This is a genomic window from Vibrio sp. R11-SG3-ISO9 (assembly GCF_059834255.1).
Genome location: NZ_JCBDGU010000008.1, coordinates 19,346 through 39,396, shown reverse-complemented (window position 1 = coordinate 39,396; position 20,051 = coordinate 19,346). Strand labels below are relative to the sequence as shown.

At 45.1% G+C, this 20,051-nt stretch carries 22 protein-coding genes; 14 read left to right on the top strand and 8 right to left on the bottom strand.

Going from position 1 to position 20,051, the window contains the following annotated elements; translation table 11 throughout:
• The first annotated feature begins 52 nt into the window (after nucleotides 1–52).
• A complete protein-coding gene (locus AC6R05_RS02490) occupies nucleotides 53–1,426 on the top strand; it encodes an NCS2 family permease (protein WP_500646502.1) in 1,374 nt (457 codons plus the stop codon).
• Between the two features lie 175 nt (nucleotides 1,427–1,601).
• Nucleotides 1,602–2,027, top strand: a complete 426-nt coding sequence (locus tag AC6R05_RS02485) for a phosphate-starvation-inducible protein PsiE (RefSeq protein ID WP_032551132.1) — start codon at nucleotides 1,602–1,604, stop codon at nucleotides 2,025–2,027.
• An 80-nt stretch (nucleotides 2,028–2,107) separates the two neighbouring features.
• Here the strand turns inward: AC6R05_RS02485 and AC6R05_RS02480 are convergent, their stop codons facing one another.
• Nucleotides 2,108–2,671 carry a porin family protein gene (locus AC6R05_RS02480; protein WP_500646501.1) on the bottom strand — a complete coding sequence of 188 codons (564 nt, stop codon included), beginning with the start codon at nucleotides 2,669–2,671 and terminating at the stop codon, nucleotides 2,108–2,110.
• Between the two features lie 309 nt (nucleotides 2,672–2,980).
• Here AC6R05_RS02480 and AC6R05_RS02475 point away from each other — a divergent pair, with 309 nt between their 5' ends.
• A complete protein-coding gene (locus AC6R05_RS02475) occupies nucleotides 2,981–3,829 on the top strand; it encodes a winged helix-turn-helix domain-containing protein (RefSeq protein ID WP_500646500.1) in 849 nt (282 codons plus the stop codon).
• Nucleotides 3,820–4,314: a hypothetical protein gene (locus AC6R05_RS02470; RefSeq protein ID WP_500646499.1), complete on the top strand. Its 495-nt coding sequence runs from the start codon at nucleotides 3,820–3,822 to the stop codon at nucleotides 4,312–4,314. The genes AC6R05_RS02475 and AC6R05_RS02470 overlap by 10 nt, the downstream gene beginning before the upstream one ends.
• 52 nt (nucleotides 4,315–4,366) lie before the next feature.
• On the opposite strand, the gene AC6R05_RS02465 is transcribed toward AC6R05_RS02470, so the two are convergent.
• A complete protein-coding gene (locus tag AC6R05_RS02465; RefSeq protein WP_032551135.1) occupies nucleotides 4,367–5,233 on the bottom strand; it encodes a YicC/YloC family endoribonuclease in 867 nt (288 codons plus the stop codon).
• A gap of 251 nt (nucleotides 5,234–5,484) precedes the next feature.
• Between AC6R05_RS02465 and rph the strand changes: the two genes are divergently transcribed.
• On the top strand, nucleotides 5,485–6,201 hold the full coding sequence (gene rph / locus AC6R05_RS02460; protein WP_500646498.1) for a ribonuclease PH: 717 nt from the start codon (nucleotides 5,485–5,487) through the stop codon (nucleotides 6,199–6,201).
• A gap of 107 nt (nucleotides 6,202–6,308) precedes the next feature.
• Nucleotides 6,309–6,950, top strand: a complete 642-nt coding sequence (pyrE, locus tag AC6R05_RS02455) for an orotate phosphoribosyltransferase (protein WP_026000307.1) — start codon at nucleotides 6,309–6,311, stop codon at nucleotides 6,948–6,950.
• A gap of 76 nt (nucleotides 6,951–7,026) precedes the next feature.
• Here the strand turns inward: pyrE and AC6R05_RS02450 are convergent, their stop codons facing one another.
• From AC6R05_RS02450 to coaBC, 3 genes are all read right to left on the bottom strand, one after another.
• Nucleotides 7,027–7,995: a Kdo(2)-lipid IV(A) acyltransferase gene (locus AC6R05_RS02450; protein WP_500646497.1), complete on the bottom strand. Its 969-nt coding sequence runs from the start codon at nucleotides 7,993–7,995 to the stop codon at nucleotides 7,027–7,029.
• Nucleotides 7,996–8,018: 23 nt separating this feature from the next.
• On the bottom strand, nucleotides 8,019–8,609 hold the full coding sequence (slmA, locus tag AC6R05_RS02445; RefSeq protein ID WP_032551139.1) for a nucleoid occlusion factor SlmA: 591 nt from the start codon (nucleotides 8,607–8,609) through the stop codon (nucleotides 8,019–8,021).
• A 134-nt stretch (nucleotides 8,610–8,743) separates the two neighbouring features.
• Nucleotides 8,744–9,949, bottom strand: a complete 1,206-nt coding sequence (gene coaBC / locus AC6R05_RS02440; RefSeq protein ID WP_500646496.1) for a bifunctional phosphopantothenoylcysteine decarboxylase/phosphopantothenate--cysteine ligase CoaBC — start codon at nucleotides 9,947–9,949, stop codon at nucleotides 8,744–8,746.
• A 206-nt stretch (nucleotides 9,950–10,155) separates the two neighbouring features.
• Between coaBC and AC6R05_RS02435 the strand changes: the two genes are divergently transcribed.
• The 8 genes from AC6R05_RS02435 (at nucleotide 10,156) to AC6R05_RS02400 (ending at nucleotide 17,670) form a co-directional block, all read left to right on the top strand.
• A complete protein-coding gene (locus AC6R05_RS02435) occupies nucleotides 10,156–11,829 on the top strand; it encodes a methyl-accepting chemotaxis protein (protein WP_500646495.1) in 1,674 nt (557 codons plus the stop codon).
• 113 nt (nucleotides 11,830–11,942) lie between these two features.
• Nucleotides 11,943–12,617 carry a RadC family protein gene (gene radC, locus AC6R05_RS02430; RefSeq protein WP_032551143.1) on the top strand — a complete coding sequence of 225 codons (675 nt, stop codon included), beginning with the start codon at nucleotides 11,943–11,945 and terminating at the stop codon, nucleotides 12,615–12,617.
• A gap of 291 nt (nucleotides 12,618–12,908) precedes the next feature.
• Nucleotides 12,909–13,145 (top strand): 50S ribosomal protein L28, encoded by a 237-nt coding sequence (gene rpmB, locus AC6R05_RS02425; RefSeq protein ID WP_004728407.1) that lies wholly within the window; start codon nucleotides 12,909–12,911, stop codon nucleotides 13,143–13,145.
• A gap of 13 nt (nucleotides 13,146–13,158) precedes the next feature.
• The gene (gene rpmG, locus AC6R05_RS02420) at nucleotides 13,159–13,326 is read left to right on the top strand and encodes a 50S ribosomal protein L33 (protein ID WP_002535344.1); all 168 of its coding nucleotides are present in this window, start codon (nucleotides 13,159–13,161) and stop codon (nucleotides 13,324–13,326) included.
• Nucleotides 13,327–13,506: 180 nt separating this feature from the next.
• Nucleotides 13,507–14,004 (top strand): hypothetical protein, encoded by a 498-nt coding sequence (locus AC6R05_RS02415; RefSeq protein WP_500646494.1) that lies wholly within the window; start codon nucleotides 13,507–13,509, stop codon nucleotides 14,002–14,004.
• Between the two features lie 109 nt (nucleotides 14,005–14,113).
• Nucleotides 14,114–14,707, top strand: a complete 594-nt coding sequence (locus tag AC6R05_RS02410) for a hypothetical protein (RefSeq protein WP_500646493.1) — start codon at nucleotides 14,114–14,116, stop codon at nucleotides 14,705–14,707.
• A 57-nt stretch (nucleotides 14,708–14,764) separates the two neighbouring features.
• Entirely contained in the window at nucleotides 14,765–15,574 is an 810-nt protein-coding gene (gene mutM / locus AC6R05_RS02405; protein WP_500646492.1) for a bifunctional DNA-formamidopyrimidine glycosylase/DNA-(apurinic or apyrimidinic site) lyase, read from the top strand.
• Nucleotides 15,575–15,675: 101 nt separating this feature from the next.
• Nucleotides 15,676–17,670 carry an LTA synthase family protein gene (locus AC6R05_RS02400; protein WP_500646491.1) on the top strand — a complete coding sequence of 665 codons (1,995 nt, stop codon included), beginning with the start codon at nucleotides 15,676–15,678 and terminating at the stop codon, nucleotides 17,668–17,670.
• Nucleotides 17,671–17,702: 32 nt separating this feature from the next.
• Here AC6R05_RS02400 and coaD read toward each other — a convergent pair whose 3' ends face one another.
• Genes coaD through AC6R05_RS02385 form a run of 3 tightly spaced genes read right to left on the bottom strand, consistent with a single transcriptional unit; the run spans nucleotide 17,703 to nucleotide 20,048 of the window.
• Nucleotides 17,703–18,185: a pantetheine-phosphate adenylyltransferase gene (gene coaD / locus AC6R05_RS02395; RefSeq protein WP_032551148.1), complete on the bottom strand. Its 483-nt coding sequence runs from the start codon at nucleotides 18,183–18,185 to the stop codon at nucleotides 17,703–17,705.
• 2 nt (nucleotides 18,186–18,187) lie between these two features.
• Complete coding sequence (locus AC6R05_RS02390) at nucleotides 18,188–19,219, bottom strand: glycosyltransferase family 4 protein (protein ID WP_500646490.1); 1,032 nt, start codon at nucleotides 19,217–19,219, stop codon at nucleotides 18,188–18,190.
• Between the two features lie 25 nt (nucleotides 19,220–19,244).
• Nucleotides 19,245–20,048 carry a glycosyltransferase family 2 protein gene (locus AC6R05_RS02385; protein WP_500646489.1) on the bottom strand — a complete coding sequence of 268 codons (804 nt, stop codon included), beginning with the start codon at nucleotides 20,046–20,048 and terminating at the stop codon, nucleotides 19,245–19,247.
• Nucleotides 20,049–20,051 lie beyond the last annotated feature (3 nt).

Sequence of the window (20,051 nt, the reverse complement as noted above, 5' to 3'; positions counted from 1 at the left end):
TTCTCGCAGCATTTGAATCTTCAATTTCTTATTTTTTTGCATAGGTTTTGTTGTGAGTACCGATTCCACCCTTAAGGCCCAAAACACCTCATCTGGTTCGCTGGATTCTCTATTTAAGATTTCTGAAAGAAAGACCACGATTAGCACCGAGCTATACGCAGGTTTCATTACTTTCTTGGCGATGAGCTACATCCTAGCGGTGAACCCTGCCATTCTTGGTGGTATTCCAGGTATGGATAAAGGTGCGGTATTTACGGCAACTGCTTTGGCTGCGGCTATCTCAACCCTAATCATGGGTATCTGGGGTAACTACCCGGTAATGTTGGCTCCGGGTATGAGCATGAACGGCTTCTTTAAAGGCCTGCTGCTAAGCGGTTCGGTGGCGGTGCTGTGGAATGAAGCGCTATTTGGTATTTTCCTATCGGGCATTTTGTACCTTGCGTTCTCATTGACCAACATTCGTAAATCGATGATTGAGTCGATTCCAGAAGATCTGAAGTTGGCGATCACGGTATCGCTTGGTCTATTCATTGCTTTCTTAGGCCTTAAAAACGCCGGCATCATCGTTTCTAACCCGTTTGTACTGGTTGGCCTAGGTGACATCTCAGACCCACAAGTGATCATCGCTTACGTGAGTATCTTCATTGCGCTTGGCTGTATGGTTCGTGATATTAAGCTGGCAACGTTTATCTCGTTTGTTTCGGCGATTGCTCTGACTATCATCGCTGATTTGCTCATGGGGACGTCGAATGCACCAATCCCTGATGAGCTAATTTCTATGCCACCAAGCATGGCGGGCAGCTTCGGTGCGATCTTTGATTTCTCGGCCTTTACGCCAGAGAAAATGTTTGATCTACTGTTCATCGTTCTTATCTTCCTGATTGTCGATTTCTTTGATGGCTTGAGCACCATTGTTGGTGTTGGTCGTGATGCGGGTATCATTGATAAAGACGGTAAAGTGCCAAACGCGAAGTCAGCACTAGTCGCAGATGCTGGCGGTACGGTTATTGGTTCTGTTCTGGGTACCACTTCGATTACGGCTTTCTCTGAGTCGGGTATTGCTTCTTCTCAAGGTGCGAAGACGGGTCTTGCCGCTGTAATGGTTGCGGGTCTGTTCCTAATCTCACTATTCCTATACCCAATCTTCTCTATCTTCTCGGCAGCTATGGTTGCACCAGCGATGGTAGTAGTAGGTATCTACATGGTCGGTCGCCTTGGTCAGATTAACTGGGAGAAGAAAGAGTCTCGTATCGCAGCCTTCTTCACTATCATGTTTACTGTATTGAGCTTCTCTCCGGCGAACGGCATGGCGATGGGCTTCATCAGCTACGCATTTACTATGGTTGTAGCGGGTAAAGGCAAAGAGGTGCACCCACTGATTTACGGACTGTCGGTTGTGTTCCTTGTGTACCTAGTGCTTCTGTAGTCGATATTGATGTTTTGATAGTGGCTCTGCATTGTGCAGGGCCATTTTTTTGTATGTTGGATAAGTATTCACATCGCTGTCACGCTCTACGCCTAAAGTTGGTCATAACAGATAACGCCACTTTGATAGAGGCATGCTATTGTATTGGCAAATTTAATTAGTAATTAGAGTGTTTATGCCTTCTCATTTACCAAAAGGTTTTAGTCGACCTTTCTTGAAGATATTCCATATTCTTGAAGCCGTACTGCTGGTGGCCATTACATTGGCGACCCTGTTTGCGATGGTCGAAGAGTTCATGCATGTGTTTGCTGAAAAACGCGTTCTTTTGACTGACATCCTGCTGATGTTCATCTATCTCGAAGTGTTGGCTATGGTGCAGCAATTTGTGGTGAACGGTAAGATCCCTGTTCGATATCCTATATATATCGCAATGATGGCGATTGCCCGATACATCACGCTAGGTATGAAAGAGTTGGATGCGGTGCTGGTGGTTTGGCTGGCGGTGGCCGCATTTATTCTTGCGGCTGCGACACTACTGATTCGAGTAGGGCACCATTATTGGCCATATGTAGATAGACGAACTCAAGAGCCAGATGAGTAATGGTGAGTGAAAGTAGGCTAATATTGAAAAGGGCGACATTGAGTCGCCCTTTTGCTTTCTAGCTAACAGAGTGTTAGTTATTAGAATTTGTAGGTTGCACCTGCGTAGAAGCTACCAAGTTGGAAAGTAACGTCGTATTCAGGGGAGCCCGTATCGATGCTGAATGTGTCAACTTCGTATGCAACACGGAAGTTTAAATGCTCCAGGCTTGCAGGGGTGTATTCAACACCTGCACCTAAACGCAGAGCTGTCTCATCTTCATCTTTTCCGAAAGGAACATCAATTGATACTTGTGATAAACCAACGGTACCGAATGGGCGCCAGCCGCTGTCGAAAGTGTAACCAAGGTTTGCAGCAACAGAAATGGCAGTAGGTTCTAATGCACCAGAAGTTTGCGGTGCTGTTACATCACTATACTTGGTGTACTGCGCTTCGATACCGACGATACGGTTAAACTGGTAACCACCGATTAGTTTAAAGGTTGAATCATTGGTTTCTAGTGTTGAGCCAGACACGTCATCATCATAAGTTGTGGTACCGAAACCACCGCCTAAATAAAAACCAGATACGTCTTTTTCTACGGCTTGCTCTTGAGCACCTGCAAAGGTAGAAAATGCTGCCAAGAGGATCACTGCTTTTTTCATTTTATTAATCTCATCGGGGATAAAAAAACAGTGTGCATTGTGTGTTCACTTTCAATATAAAACTAAAGATGGATTTCATTTAAACTTCACGAATTGTCGGTTTATTGACGCTTTTCTTTTTATTTCTTTTTATATTTATCGTGTAACTCATTGATATATTTAATGGTGTATTTTTTATTGGCACTGTTCTTTGAATTGGTAGTAGATTTCAGACTACCACTTACACCACAGAGTCAGTAATGATAGGATCATAATCACCGCGGTATATTTTTGAGTGAAATTTGCTCAAAGCCTAGTAACAGTGAGCCTATGCATAGAGTCTATTTTTCCAATTTGATACTTGATCCTACCACTCGAACACTCTCGAGTGTGGAAGGCGAGAGCATCCAATTGCGCCCGCTGCCCTATGCCGTTTTGAGCTTGCTGTTAGAGAATCAAGGTGCCCACGTGACCCGTGAGTGTTTGTTTGAAACTTGCTGGGAAGGTGCTCTAGTTACCGACCAAGCGATCACTAATGTCATTTCTGGTTTAAGAAAAAGCTTCGCACAATTAGGCGCTACTGACGTCACTATCAGAACGGTGAGTAAGATTGGCTACGTACTTGAAATTCACTGCGCTGAAGAGCCAGTAAAAAAGAAGGTCGAAGAGCGAACGATTCGAGTAAGCCAAGAGAGCGAGGTTATCCCGGAAACATCAAGCAAAGGCGATGAACCTATCAAAGTTAGCACGCCTATCAAACACAAAGAGAACCTGTATCTGTGGCATGGTGTGGTAACAGTGGTTCTACTTGCCTGTCTGATTTTTGTCTTGCAGGCTAAACCTTTTATAAGAAAACCAGACTTTATCCAACCAAGCGAGTATCAGCACTTTCAAGTTGGTGCGACCGACTTTTACCTTCACGACAGCGCATATTTGATCAGCGACGGACAGCTTCTCGCGTATGAGTTAGCAACTCAGTCTATTCCTACCTGTCATGCAGATGTATATCTGAGAGTAGCAGAGTCGGCTTATGACGATGGCGTTTACCTGATTAAAGCCTTCGCGTTTGCCAAACATGGCAGCAAGAACGCTAGTTATGTGAACCATTCAGTGACAATCGAGCAGATTCCACAGACAGTCGTAAAAGCCATTAAGAGGGCGAGAGCTATATGCGGTTAAAAACAATCATCGCTTTCAACATCGCACTCTTTGTCAGTGTTATCGCTATCGGGCTGTATCAATGGAAGTTTGATCAGCAACATTTGGCGGGTACGCGCTGGGCATGTGTACAACTCGATGAGGGGTTTGTTACGCAAGGCTATAGCGGTTATCAAGAGATCGCTGATCGCTCTATCTTAGAGTTCACCTCAGATAAAACGTTGCTGATTTTTCAAAAGGGTCACTTTAAAACAGCGGCTGAGGGCACCAAACCCTATGAAGTCTATTTTGAAGCGGATTACATCGCTGAAAATGGTCTACTATCGGTTGCCTACCATCATATCGATTGGGATTTAAAGCCTGCCGATAGTGGCAGCCTTGTGCGTGACATGGATGCCTTGGTGAGAGCTAAAATTGAATTGATGTACAAAGTGCAAGGTGAGCACCTGTTCTTGTTTAGCAAAGGGCATGCAGAAGAGAGGAACTATACTTGCTATAAAAAATAGCCCCTGAGATCAGGAGCTATTTTCGAATCATGTTAGGTCGAAACCTAATAGATTATTCAATGTTTTGGATCTGCTCACGCATCTGCTCGATAAGAACTTTAAGTTCTACACCAGATGCGGTGATGTCAGTACTGATAGATTTAGATGCTAGTGTGTTTGACTCACGGTTGAACTCTTGCATCATGAAGTCTAAACGACGGCCACACGCACCACCTTTCTTCAGGATGTTCGTTGCTTCTTTCACGTGAGAATCTAAACGGTCTAGCTCTTCTGCTACGTCAGACTTCTGAGCCAGAAGGATCAGCTCCTGCTCAACACGTGCACCTTCAAGTTCAATCTTCGCTTCTTCAAATTTATTAAGCAGACGCTCACGTTGCCACTCTAGGATCTCAGGCATGCGTGCGCGAACTTTAACAACTTCTTCTGTGATTGCAGTTAGGCGTTGCTCGATTAGAGCTTTCATGTTGTCGCCTTCACGGCCACGTGCGTCAATGAAATCTTTGACTGCGTCATCAAACGCAGCTAGAAGGTCTTTGTTGATCGCGTCCATGTCTTGCTCTGGTGTTTCCATCACACCTGGCCAGTTCATTACTTGGAACGGGTTCAGGCGGCTCTCTTCGCCAGTCATTCCCATTACTTGGTTCGCCGCATTGATCACTTGCTGTGCTAGGCCTTCGTTGATGCTCAGCTCACCTTTTGCTGCAGGGTTTGCTTCAAAGCGCAGGTTACACTCCACCTTACCGCGTGCTAGGCGTTTACGAAAACGCTCGCGAAGGATTGGCTCTAGGCCACGGAACTGCTCTGGCATGCGGAAGTAAGTTTCAAGGTAGCGTTGGTTTACACTGCGGATTTCCCACACTGCTGTACCCCAATCGCCTTTTACTTCTTTACGTGCGTATGCCGTCATACTATAAATCATCGAATTTTCCTGTCTTTTATCATTCTGAAAATAACGCGCACGCATAGTATCACGATACGGAGTGCTATGTGCGTCCATCGCTTTTTAGGTTTATAAGCTTTTCAGGATAAGTGGTGTCTCAGGATAAATAGCTTTGCACCGCAAACTGCTATATAATCTCGCCCCAATCCAATTTGTCTCACCCCTTTCTTAGGTGACAGACACTTTCAATAGTTAAACACCTAAAGATAAGACTAATAAGGTAGATACTTATGCGTCCAAATGACCGCGCCGTAGATCAAGTTCGTCCAATTAAAATTACTCGTAACTACACAGCTTATGCTGAAGGCTCTGTGCTGGTTGAGTTTGGTAACACCAAGGTTCTATGTAACGCAACGGTAGAAGAGAACGTACCGCGTTGGTTGAAAGGTCAAGGAAAGGGTTGGGTTACTGCTGAATACGGTATGTTGCCACGTGCAACGCACACACGTAACCGTCGTGAAGCTGCGAGCGGTAAGCAAGGCGGTCGTACGATGGAAATCCAACGTCTGATTGCTCGTAGCCTACGTGCTGTGGTTGATCTAAAAGCGATGGGTGAAATCATGATCACAGTCGATTGTGATGTTATCCAAGCAGATGGCGGTACACGTACTGCGTCTATCTCTGGTGCGAGCGTAGCAATGGCTGACGCGATTAATCACCTGTTAGAGAGCGGAAAGCTTAAAACGAACCCAATGAAAGGCCACGTAGCGGCAGTTTCAGTTGGTATCGTTGGTGAACAAGCTCTATGTGACCTTGAATACGTTGAAGACTCAGCAGCTGATACAGATATGAACGTTGTAATGACGGAAGACGGTAAGATGATTGAGATTCAAGGCACCGCAGAAGGTGAACCGTTTAGCCACGAAGAGCTGATGCAGCTTCTAGCCCTGGCGAATAAGGGCATTGCCGATATCGTCGAAGCGCAGAAAGCAGCGTTGGCCGACTAGTCATTTTTAATAGCTCCCAAATTGGGGGCTATTTTTTTGTCTGTAAATCCCGAAAGGGGAGTGCAGAGCGTAAGTTAAGTTTTATTGAGTAAACATAGAGGATGAGCATGAAAGCATATCAACGTGAATTTATTGAATTTGCACTAGAGAAAGAAGTACTTAAGTTTGGTGAGTTTACTTTAAAGTCTGGCCGTAAGAGCCCTTACTTCTTCAATGCTGGATTGTTTAACACAGGCCGTGACCTAGCGCGCCTAGGCCGTTTTTACGCAGCAGCATTGGCTGATTCTGGTATTGAATTTGATGTACTGTTTGGCCCTGCATACAAAGGCATCCCAATCGCAACGACAACTGCAGTTGCACTGGCAGACCACCACGATGTAGATACGCCTTACTGTTTTAACCGTAAAGAGGCTAAAGACCATGGTGAGGGTGGCAACCTAGTTGGTAGCGCTCTTGAAGGTCGTATCATGCTAGTAGACGACGTAATCACTGCAGGTACAGCGATTCGTGAATCAATGGAAATCATCCAAGCGAACGGTGCTGACCTAGCGGGTGTTTTGGTAGCGATTGACCGTCAAGAAAAGGGCAAAGGTGAACTGTCTGCGATTCAAGAAGTTGAGCGCGATTTCGGTTGTGCAATCATCTCAATCGTTAGCCTGACTGACCTAGTCACTTTCCTTGAAGAGAAAGGTACAGACAAAGAGCATCTAGAAGCTGTAAAAGCGTACCGCGCTGAGTACGGCATCTAATACGATTCTGTTCAGAATATAAAATGCACAAGGGGCTGATGAATCATCAGCCCCTTTCCTTTTGATTAAAGCTCAGTTATTTGTAGCGAATGCCTTTTGGCACTTCTGGGTCTTCCATGGTTTTATAGCGCTTGTGCAGCCACATCCACTGTTCTGGTGCTCTTAAGATGGTTTTCTCTAGGTAGCGGTTCATGTAAGCCGCCGCAGCTTTCTCATCTTTTTGTGGGTAATCTGCTTCCACGGACTCATTGGCGATGATCTCATACTTCCCATCTTCATTTCTAAAACCAGAGCCCGGAACCAGTGCACACTTACTGGTGTAAGCCAGAATGCTGGTACCAGTGGTGGTGCAGGCATCTTCGACAGCAAAGAAAGGCACAAATACCGACTTATTACGGCCGTAATCATGATCTGGCAGGTAGAAAAGGATCTCTCCTTTGCGCAGTACTTTGATCATGCGTTTAACGTCTTTACGGTGAATCAAGCGGTTGCCATTTTGAGTTCTGCCACGGTACTGAATAAATTCGTAAGCAGGGTTGTTGTGTGGGCGATAAACACCAAGACCCGGAATACCCAGTACCGCCATACCGCGAGCAGTGATCTCTAGATTGAGGGCGTGCACACAGCACAGTAGCACGCCTTTGCCATTCTGCTGATGAGTACGGAGCGCTTGGGTGTCTTTGTCTACCAGTAAACGCTTAAAGCGCCACGTAGGCCAAAACCAAGTAATGCCGGTTTCAATCAGTGCCATGCCCGTATTTTTGAAGTTCTCTTGCACCATGGCAGCGACTTCATCGATGGGCTTGTCTGGAAATGCGAGCTCTAGATTGCGTGCGGTGATCGCAACGCGCTTTTTGCCATAACGAGCACCAAGAGCACCAAGAGAGCGGCCAAGCAGCAGGAGAGCGCGATAAGGCAGCACATTAACAATGAAGGCAAGCAAGCCAAAACCGAACCAAACGCCCCAATATTTAGGGTGCAGTAGCGAAAGCTGAAAAGGTGGTTTGGTGATTACGTGTTGTGTCGAACTGGTTTGTGTCGTCATAAGCACCGCTTAGGTTAATGAAATTATTTTATTTGAGCACTCAGTAGCGCCCAGTAGGCATCAAAGTTTTCAGTCGGCTGATATTTGAAGTCTGAACGCACAAAGCGATTGAGACTGCCTTCAACCTGACCAAGTAGTTGAGCTGCAAGAATTCTTTCATCCACAGGGAAAGATTTACCTTCACGAATCTTACGCTCACGCAGGATCTGACGCAGTTGTGTTTCGATACGTTCAAACAGCTGGTTGATGCGATCGCGTAGGCGTTCGTTTTCAAACATTAGAGCATGACCAGACAAAATACGAGTCAGGCCAGGGTTACGTTCTGAAAAAACAAGGATCAGTTGGAGCACTAATCGAATACGTTCTAAGGTATCTTTCTCTTCATCAAGGATGCGATTAATACGCGACATTAGCGCCTCTTCGATGAACTCGATTAACCCTTCAAACATGCGCGCTTTACTTGGGAAATGGCGATAAAGTGCAGCTTCTGATACGCCGACCTGCTTGGCCAGTTTCACCGTTGTGATACGAGATGCGCCTTCTGCTGACTCCAGCATTTGCGCAAGCGCTTGTAGAATTTCTTCACGACGGTTTGATTTACGGGTACCAGCCATCTGTTTACTTCCTTTAATAGAGAGGATGATGAGTGAAGAGGATTATAAACACCAATCAATTCTGTTCATAGTTCTGTAAGCATTAGGTCAACAGAATCGAGAGGTGTCAGGGTATTGTCAGCGCAAAAATGCGGCTACGCTTCAAGAAGTGTTTCGATTTGCTCCAAGATCTTGAAGCTTAATGCCTCTTTGCTCTCTAGCGGGAGCGACTTATCACCATGGTTCCAGTAAAGGTTAAGAGCGTTGTTGTTGCTGTTGAAGCCTTGCCCTTCAACCGATACATCATTGGCACAGATCATATCGAGGTTCTTCTTCGCTAGTTTGCCGCGTGCGTACTTCTCTACATCTTGAGTTTCTGCAGCAAAGCCAACGGTGAATGGGCGATCTTGCGTCATGCTCGCCACAGAAGCGACGATATCTGGGTTCTTAACCATCTCGATTGACATATCATCGGTACCGTCGACCTTCTTCAACTTCTGCTCGGCTACCGTGTGTGGACGGTAATCAGCCACAGCTGCACAACTGATGAAGACATCATGGCGTGGTGCTGAGCCCATAACGGCATCGAACATCTGCTGCGCGCTCTCGACGTCAACTCGTGTTACACCTTCTGGCGTTGCTAATGCAACAGGGCCGCTGACCAATGTTACCGTTGCTCCGAGCTTAACCGCTGCTTCTGCCAACGCGTAACCCATCTTGCCTGAGCTGTGGTTAGAGATGTAGCGAACAGGGTCGATCGCTTCTCGGGTAGGACCCGCAGTGATCATTACGCTACGCCCTTCAAGAGGTTTTGGCTGAAAGAAGTTCTCACAACGGTGAACGAGCTGCATTGGCTCTAACATACGACCCATGCCAACATCACCACACGCTTGCTCTCCAGCCGCTGGGCCCCAAATATGGCAGCCACGACGCTTCAGAGTCGCAATGTTCTCTTGTGTTGCTGGGTGTGCATACATCTGTTGATTCATCGCAGGAGATACCGCGACTGGCGAATCGGTTGCAAGAACGAGTGTGGTCAATAGGTCATTACCCATGCCAGCTGCCATACGAGCAATCAAGTCTGCAGTCGCAGGAGCAAGTAGCACTAGATCAGCCCATTTTGCCAATTCAATGTGACCCATCGAAGCTTCCGCCGCAGGATCAAGCAAGCTATCAGACACCGGTCTACCCGAGACAGCCTGCATGGTGAGTGGGGTGATAAACTCCTTCGCTGCGTGCGTCATCACCACTTGGACCTGTGCACCTCTTTCTATTAGGCGACGTGTTAGCTCCGCACATTTATACGCGGCAATACCGCCACTGATGCCGAGTAGAATTTTCTTTCCTGCTAGTGTTTGCATCTTAAATCTCCAATTTTCTGGCGACGAGTTTAGCACAACTGAATCTCTCATCGCCCCCGCAAATCTGATGAGAAGCTAATCGATATCAAACTACAGAATATTAATTGCTGAGAGTTATATAAAACTTTTGCTTACTTCACAGACAATCCTTGCCCGTTCTGCAAGATCGGAGGGGAAAAATAACAATAATGAGGTAGTGGAATAAGATGGTATTGAAAAGTCGAGGGAAATTGCTGTTGGTGACTCTGATCCCTTTGTTGTTGATCACCACATTGATCTCGGTGGTCTATTACATAAACGGCAGTAATAGCTTAGAAGCGGAATTGGCTCGCGATAGACAAGAGTTGATCGATACACGTAAAAAAGAGCTGCAAGCCTACATGATGATGGGGGTTACAGCGATAAAGCCACTGTACGATACAGACGTCAATGGCAACAACAAACAAGCGGCAAAAGAAATCCTTAAAGCGATGCGCTTTGAAAGTGATGGTTATTTCTTTGCGTATGACTCAAAAGGGGTCAACACGCTGCATGCGATTAAACCATCTCTGGAAGGCAAAAATCTCATCGGTTTGAAAGATGAAAATGGTGTGGCAGTTATTGCTGGGCTGATTGATGCGTCTAAAAACGGTGATGGCTTCCTTTATTTCTCTTGGCATAAACCAAGTATTGATGCGCAAGCGCCAAAATTAGGTTACGCCGAGTATTTACCTAAGTGGGACTGGGTACTTGGTACTGGGATCTACATTGATGATATTGATCAGCAAGTAGCGATGCAGCGTGAACTGCGTACTCAAGAGTTGAATGAACATACACTGTCAGCGATAACAATCTCGGTCATCGGCCTTATTATCACTAGCGTGCTGACGAGCATTATTGTGTCTAAAGGCATTAAACCACTACAGCATATTGCTAAGTCTTTACAAGATGTGGCGGCGGGCGGCGGTGACTTAACGGCGCGTCTGAAAATGGAAAGTAAGGATGAAGTGGGTGAGGTGGCATCGGCATTCAATGAATTCATGGACAAGCTTCATCCGTTGATGCAGGACATTCAACGTTCTGCTGATACCGTGCAAAGCGTCTCTGGACAACTGGATCAGCAAACGTCTCAAGCCAGTACTCAAATGCAAAACCACTGCCTTGAAACCGATAAAGTGGTGACGGCTGTGACGGAAATGAGCATGACAGCCAAAGAGGTCGCAAGTAATACCCATGCAACGGCACAGGCGATTGATGATGCAAACGGACAAGTGACCGAAGCACAGCGCGAAGTGGATCAAGCGATTGATGGGATCAGTAAGCTGGTTGATGAAGTGAATAGCTCCTCGGAGGCGATTGCTGAACTGAGCCAACAGACCGAGCAAATTACTAAGGTGCTCGATGTGATTGGTGAAATTGCTGAGCAGACCAATTTACTTGCATTGAACGCAGCGATAGAAGCTGCACGTGCTGGTGAGCAAGGTCGTGGCTTTGCTGTCGTAGCTGATGAGGTTCGCTCGCTAGCAAGCCGTACGCAAAACAGTACCCATGAGATTGGTGATATGCTCAAGCAGCTGCAAACGGGCGTATCAAGAGCAGTGACCACTATGTCGGCGAGCCAGGAGCGCGGTGCGAAGACAGTTGAGGAGTCGTCAATGATTCAGCAATCTCTGTCCGGCGTGCACCAATCTATCGGTATGATTCGAGATAGAGGTATTCAAACAGCCTCGGCAGCAGAAGAGCAGAGTGCGGTTGCTGAGGATATCAATCAGAACCTAGTGGCGATTCAGCAAATCGTGAATCATATCAATGACACGCTTCAATATGCAGAAGGCATCAGTACCCAGTTATCGCAATCAGGATCTGAAATTCACGATCTGGTTGGAAACTTTAAGCTTTGATGGATCGCTTAATTACATAGAAAAGTAGTGGTTAACGAAAAAAACGAAAGTCAGATACGACTTTCGTTTTTTATTTTGTTCAATAGGTGCTTATTCACCAACAGAGCCGCCTAATGACACTGAAAGCTTTGCCCAACGATTCTATGCCGAGAGAAAAACTGTTGCAGCGCGGACCACAGTCGTTGTCGGATGCCGAGCTACTCGCTATATTTTTGCGGACCGGTACCCGAGGTATGAACGTTATTGAGCTGGCCGACTTTCTTATCCAAGACTTTGGTTCGCTACGCCAGTTGTTCTCTGCTTCAGAGAAAGAGTTTTGCCAACATAAAGGGCTAGGGCAGGCCAAGTATGTTCAACTGCAAGCGGTGCTGGAGATGACGCAGCGCTACCTTGCCGAGACACTGAACCGAGGTGATGCTCTAACGAGTCCGACCCACACAAAACTCTATCTTTCGAGTGTTTTAAGGGATCGCCAGCGTGAAGCCTTCTATATCCTATTTTTAGACAATCAGAACCGGGTGATTAAAGATGAGGTTATGTTTGAAGGCACCATTGACGCTGCGTCTGTTTACCCCAGAGAAGTCGTTAAACGGGCTCTGTTTCACAATGCAGCTGCGTTGATATTAGCCCACAACCATCCTTCTGGTGTCGCAGAGCCCAGCCAGGCAGACAGAAGAATTACGCGCAGATTAACCGATGCGCTGGCGCTGGTGGACATTAGGGTGCTCGACCATTTTGTGGTTGGCGACGGCGAAGTGGTCTCTTTTGCTGAACGTGGGTGGATTTGAATCACATTTTGGCTTGTTAGTTGCTAGAAATCTGCTATGATTCGCCCACATTTTTAGACCTTAAATCAGCTCTGATTACTCAAGCAAGCTGTGTTGCACAAAAAAAGATCACGAAATCCTTAAAAAGGATCTGTTCGGGTCTTGAGCAATGCGCGTCAAGTTAGTATAATGCGCGACCTTTGATAGCCTTGTATGGGTTTTCCATAACGGTTTTTACCTTCTATTTTTTACAGATAGAGAGGTTCGGCCACCAAGGTTGATATCGAGCTGAAACGATTGGAGAAGACATTCATGTCCCGAGTATGCCAAGTAACTGGTAAGCGTCCAGTAACGGGTAACAACCGTTCACACGCACGCAATGCTACTAAGCGCCGTTTTCTGCCGAACCTACAAACTCATCGTTTCTGGGTAGAGAGCGAAAAACGTTTTGTTAAACTACGTCTAACTGCTAAAGGTATGCGTATCATTGATAAGAAAGGCATCGATGCTGTTCTTGTTGATATCCGTGCACGCGGCGAAAACGTTTAAGAGGAATTAAGCAATGGCTAAAGGCATTCGTGAGAAAATTCGTCTAGTATCTTCTGCAGGTACTGGTCACTTCTACACAACTGACAAGAACAAGCGTAACATGCCAGGCAAATTTGAGATCAAAAAGTTTGATCCAGTAGTTCGCCAACACGTTATGTACAAAGAAGCGAAAATCAAGTAATTGATGCTTTTTTGGCTCTTCTTAAGTAGAAGAAAGAATTGAAAAACCCAGCTTATCGCTGGGTTTTTTTATACCTATAATCTGCCGCAACTCTTGCCCACATATCTACCGCATAGAATATCTCGCCACTTTCACGCTATACTGAGTCTTCTTTGTACTGATAACTTATGAGCAAAAGCAATGAGATACCGTGGTCGCCGCTGGAACAACATTCTAATTCTAAGTGTGATTGCCTTTATTGGTGTACTCAACCTGCCAACGATCATTAAAACTTATTTGTTAGAGCCAGAAGCCGAAATTATGTCTGAAAGTGGCTTTCCTTACCTACTGAACCCATCAGACCAAATCACCGCAATGCACTTCTCTCAGTGGTCTATTGTGTTGAATGAGGATGGCTGGGAGTATCAGGAACAAGGCCGGTCTCTAAAACTGACAGAACCAAGCGCTCAAACCCTCTCACAGCGTTGGCAGCAGCTTGTCGGTACCGAAGTAGACTCTGAGACATATCAATCCCTTAGCGCATCTCTCTCCTCACCACAGACCATTGAGGTGTGGTATCAAAACCAAGAAGAGCCTCAGCGTATCACTTACTATCAACTTCCGGATTTTTGGCTCTTAAACAACTGGCAAGGTAAGTGGCTAGCGGTGTCGGTTGAGTCTGAGTACTTGATGCCCTAACAACCCGAAATCTATTACTTTTTTCTTTTTTGTTTTGTCGCTAATGCAATTTGCTTCCTACACTTGAAAGACAGCTCAACTTCTAGAGTTTGTTTTTAGGGATAGCAATATGAAAAGACGATACGTTGTTTTATTAAGCTTGTTACCATTCTATGTGCACTCTCACACCTTTGAAGTCAGCACCAACCTTTTAGACGGTACTTATGTTGGTGAACCGGGTTTCTATCACACCAAAAACAGTGTTGAAGGTGGCTTAGGTATCCGCTTTATCTATGAGCTTGAAGCTTGGGATATCTTCGCTAAGTACGCAATGGGGAATTCAGATTTTCGTGATTCAAAAACCTACGCGGGCGGTGTTCGATATCGAGTCAATGATCAACATTGGATCTCGGCTGAGTACAAAGGGCTATATGCGAAAGAGCAATACGAAGTCGATGATAGAATTTTAGACCCTACCCATCAGAATGCTATTACCAATGGTGAATGGGGGACATTTGCTATTGTGCGCTATCAATACAACTTAGCCAGTGAGGATTACCCATTTTACTTTGGTTTTGAACTTGCAACGGATACGACTACCACTGCATTAGTCGAAGATGATGCGTCGGTTTTGGCTGGTTACAACAATGACAAGTATTTTGCGGAAGCAAAAGTTGGGGAAGAACTAATGTGGCTCTCTTTAGGGTTAACTTTTGAGTTGTAATCTATGGGCTTACGCGAGAACATCGTGTTAAACCTTTGTGATTAAAAAGAGCGTAATATGCCAGAGTTACCAGAAGTTGAAGTAAGCCGTATGGGCATAAGCCCGCACTTGGTTGGTCAAACGATTAAATCTATTACTTTTCGTACGCCAAAATTGAGGTGGGATATTCCTCAAGAACTTAAACAGTTGGAAGGTGAAGTAATAGAACAGATAGCTCGTCGTGCGAAATATTTGATCATTCAAACTCAGGCGGGTAATGCGATTGTCCATTTAGGCATGTCTGGCTCATTAAGGGTTCTTGATGCAGAGTTGGCTCCTGGTAAACATGACCATGTCGATCTCAAATTGAGCAACGGAAAGATCCTGCGATACAACGATCCTCGTCGATTTGGCGCTTGGCTATGGTCCAAACCCGATGAGGTACATCCAGTGTTACTAGGCTCAGGTCCTGAACCTTTAACCGAAGATTTCAATGCCGCTCACCTTTCTGAAAAGGCGAAAGGACGCAGAGTTGCGATTAAACAGTTTATTATGGACAACAAAGTCGTGGTTGGTGTCGGTAATATCTATGCTAATGAAGCTCTGTTCTCTTCGAAAATCCATCCTCTTCGCCCTGCTAACAAAGTGACATCTGCAGAGTGGGATCTAATCACAAAAGAAATAAAGCAAGTATTGGCAACTGCGATTAAGCAGGGTGGAACAACGCTGAAAGACTTCGCTCAGGCGGATGGTAAGCCTGGCTATTTTGCGCAAGAGTTACAGGTGTATGGCAAAGCGGGTGAGCCGTGTCCAAATTGTGGTGAAGAATTGCAGGAGCAGAAAATAGGCCAAAGGAACACGTTTTTCTGTGATTCTTGCCAAATCTAATATCTTTGGAGCTCCCATTTTTCCAATATGATCCGAGCATGGTATTGAGCTGTGATATCATGCTGCGTTTGATTAGACCATCCCATCCAGAAGCGTGAAACATGGATTTTGACCAAAACTATCGTAAGTTAACTCGCACACTTATCGTGCTCTTTATTGCGGGTATTGCACTCCTGTCTCTATCTCGTGCATTGTTCTATTTTCAGGTTGTGAACCCTTCAGAATTAATTGGTATCGAAACAGATGTTTGGCGGGCTTTCTGGGTTGGATTTCGTTTTGACGCCAAAGTGGTCGCAATTGGATTTGCCCCTTTGTTACTGGTGGGGCTGATTCTTTCTAGCTTCTCTTCTATTTATAAAAAGTTTACTCGAGTTGTTCCTAGTTATAGCGCCTTGATATTTTTCTTATTGTCGGGAATGTCGATTGCCAATTATTACTATTACGTCACTTACGGGACATATATTGATGTCTTTGTTTTTGGGTTAATAGATGATGATACTGAAGCGGTACTAGAAAATGCTTGGGCAGATTACCCAATCCTACGCTCTTTTTTGACGGCTATCTTTGCTGGACTATTAGGCTATGTTGGCTCAAGTAAGCTCATTGCCTATTTCGAGAATAAAAGCTGGGGTACTCGTCATTGGTGGCAAGTTACTGTGTCTGTTGTCGCTATGATTGCTGTGACAGTGGTTATTGCTCGAGGTTCTGTCGGTACGCTGCCTTTGAAGCGCTATCATGCCAACGTATCTCAATATGCACCGCTAAATAACATTACGCCCAACGCGTTTATGGCGCTTGATTGGGCTAAGAGTGACTATAAAAAACAATCCAAATTTGAGCCTATTTCTAAGCAAGCGCTCGAGCAGCAAATGATCAAAGTATTAGGGCAACCTGATCCGATTTATACGACGCCTAAAAATGATTACCTAGAAGCTCATCAACCTCATGTTGTTATGGCATTGATGGAGGGGCTTGGAAACAATGTGCTTGTGGAAGATGATCCAGAAAACAATGATTTGTTGGGTTCTTTAAGGAAACACTTTGATGAAGATTTTGTTTTTGAGCGTTTCATGGCGGGTACATCTGCGACGATAGACAGTATTGTTATGATGCTGTTCCATAGTGATATACCGACAATCAGTCACTCAAGTGCACAACGTGTTGAGTTACCAAGCTCTGCTGTCTTACCGTATAAACAGGCGGGCTATGACGTTGTGTTTATATATGGTGGTAACAGTATGTGGCGAAATCTCGCTAACTACTTACCTCGCCAAGGCTTTGATACTGTTTATGACGAAAATAGCATTATTAAAGCATTCCCAGAAGCTAAAAAGGAAGCGGATACCTGGGGAGTCCCAGACGAATTTACCTTTAAGTTTGCTCGTAAATTACTTGATGAAGCAGACAAGCCGCAGATGATATACATCATGACTGTGACCAATCATTCTCCATTTAGAGCGCCTTCAGATTATCAGGCTAAGCCAGTACGAGAAAGCGAGCGCTTAAAACAGTTACTCGGTTCAATGGAGGAGGAAGCGAATGATCTACTTCAGGTTTACCAATATGCGAACGACTCTTTGGGGCAGTTCATTACTGGTGTGAAGGCGTCACCGCTAGGGAAGCAAACCGTGATAGCTGCATCGGGCGATCATCGTATGCGTTATCTAGCCACGGATTCTAAAGAGGAGTTTGGTCTTACGTTTGGTGTGCCATTTTACATGTATGTGCCAGATGAAATTTTAGAGCACACAGATTATGAATATGATCAGAATAGAATTGGTTCACATCGAGATGTCTACCCAACGCTGTATCATTTCAGCTTGTCTGATCAAGAATACACTTCTCTAGGTGGCGAAAACATGTTGTCTAAAGACGGTGTGGTTAATATTGGATATAACGCTTCGCGCACGATTACCAATCATGGCGCGTTTGCCAATACAAATGCAGAAAAGCTGTATCCTTGGCGTGATGAAAATAGCTTATTTAACTTGAATAGCAGTGTTGAAAACCCAGACCAGCACTGGGCACAGGAGTACCACAAACTGCAGAACTACTATTTGCGTTATCAGGTTATGGCTGACTCCGAATCTCAGTAGTGAAACGGCCCTCAGAATTGAGGGCCCGTTTTTTAAATATGCTTTTTATTATGAAGTGCTTCGGCGATCACTTTTGGTACAAACTGAGTCACGTCCCCACCATGAATGGCGACCTCTCTGACGATCGTTGAAGAGATAAAGGCGTACTCCTCTGCAGGCGTTAGGAATACGCTCTCTAGGCCAGGCATGAGTCTACGGTACATGTTGGTTAGTCCAAATTCATACTCAAAGTCGACCGTTGTACGCAGGCCTCTGATTAAGACGTTGGCTTCGACTTCTTTCGCGAAATCGACCATGAGTCCACTGAACCCTTGTGCTGTGACGTTATCAAGGTGCTTAGTGACTTCGATACAAAACTCTACACGTTCTTCTAATGTGAACATGGTGTTTTTACTCGGGCTAGCAGCGACAGCGATGATAACCTCATCGAACATTTCAGCTGCTCGCTCTATTAGATCAAGGTGTCCATTGGTGAGTGGATCAAAAGTGCCAGGGTAAAGAACTTTCTTGTTCATAATTATTTCTCAAACTGTTGGTAGAGTGATTGATAAGCTTGAGCCGTGGTTTCGATCTCAAATTTATTTAGATGCTGAGCCGCACCGTCGATGAGTCTATCTCGCAGCTCTTTCGAATTGCAGAGAGATTGAATGTGCGCGCTTAATTCCTTGGCATCTGCGATTTCAAACAGTAACCCAGATTTATCGTGCGTAATAACATCAGGGATCCCTCCCGCTTTTGAACCCACGACTGGCAATCCTGCTGCCATTGCTTCCAAAATAACGGAGCCCATTCCTTCAGTATGAGATGTGTGGATTAGTAAGTCGGCAGCTTCAAACCAGTTACCTATTTCTGCTTGATTCCCCATGAAATGAACATTCGGTGTATTCGCAGCAAGGTCTTTAAGTGCATCGAACTCTGGGCCATCACCAAGTAGAGCGAACTCTATATCTTTGTTGATGTCATTCAGCATGATGGCAGCTTCAATCGCAATATCGAAGCCTTTATGCTTATACATTTTGGCCGCTTTTATAACGAGAAACTTGCCTTCAAATTGCTCACGTATTTTTTTGACCTTAATCGGATCTGATGTGTATCGGGCTGGAGAGTCCGGTATGAAGACTGCGTGAGCTTTGGGATGTCTTTGCTTGACCACCTCTACCACTTTGTTGCTGACGCCTGTAATGGCAGACGCTGAATTATAAGCTTTCAGAGATAGCGCTTTATTTTTCAAAGGATTATCAATACGGCGAGTAATAATGTAAGGAGTATTGAAAAGCAACTTTTGGATGTAAGCCCAGTAGATAGCTCTGCCTTCATGCACATGCATCACTGCACAGTCTTTGGTGATTTTTGAGCTGTGGCCTAGTAGGAAATGCTTCGCAGCAAACACGCGACAATTGAGCTTCTCAACTTCATTAAAAAAAGGACTTTTAGGGTTTGCAACTACTGTTAGAGTGTAGCCGAGCTTAATTTGCTCTTTAATCAACACTAATGTCTGTCGTTCTCCCCCACTAAACCCAGTGGCAAGATTAACATGGCAAATATTCATTGTAGGTTCTCGTTTATTTGGCATCTTATTTTTGGGCATCACGCATGTCATGCTTTTTTGTCGATGTTCTGATCCATAGATCTGAATATTTCACGATAGTGTAGTGTGTTGAGAGCATCGATAATAATAGGCCTTGTTTCCCATCTAGGAAGCCCGCTTTAAGAATGTACATTTTAATAAAACAAGCCAAAGAGTGAGTAAGAATACTCGAAAAGCTGCCTTTCTTACCTTGTTTTGCTCTGTCCGCACTCCAAGCTAGAGCATATGAATTGGATTTTTTGAGGTAATGCTCAAGGTCGTTGTAAGTGAAATGAATCGCGTCACCTGTAAGATCATTAACTACCATCGATTTATCAACTAACACTTTCTCATGAACCTGCGCGGTGTCGTACTGAGTTAGTTTTGTAGGGTATAAACGTACAACTCGATCAGGGTACCAACCACAATGACGTATATAGCGACCAAACACCCAGCTTAGGCGACAAATGCTATAGAGAGTGTTCGGCTCATTCTTTTCAACGGCTTTTTGAATGCTTACCTTTAGCTCATCGGTAACACGCTCATCTGCATCTAGCCAAAGCACAAAATCTGACTCAACATATTCTTGAGCGATGCGTCGTTGCGGACCGAAACCAGGCCAATCCTTATTGACATGGAACTTTTCTGTGTACTCACGAGCAACTTGCTCAGTTTCATCTGTGCTACCGGAGTCGAGCACGACAATTTCATCAACCCAATCGGCAACCGTGTTTAAACAAGCCTCAAGATTTTTTGCTTCATTTTTAACGATTAAAGCAACGGCTAATGTTGGTTTTGCTGAGCTTGGCATGAT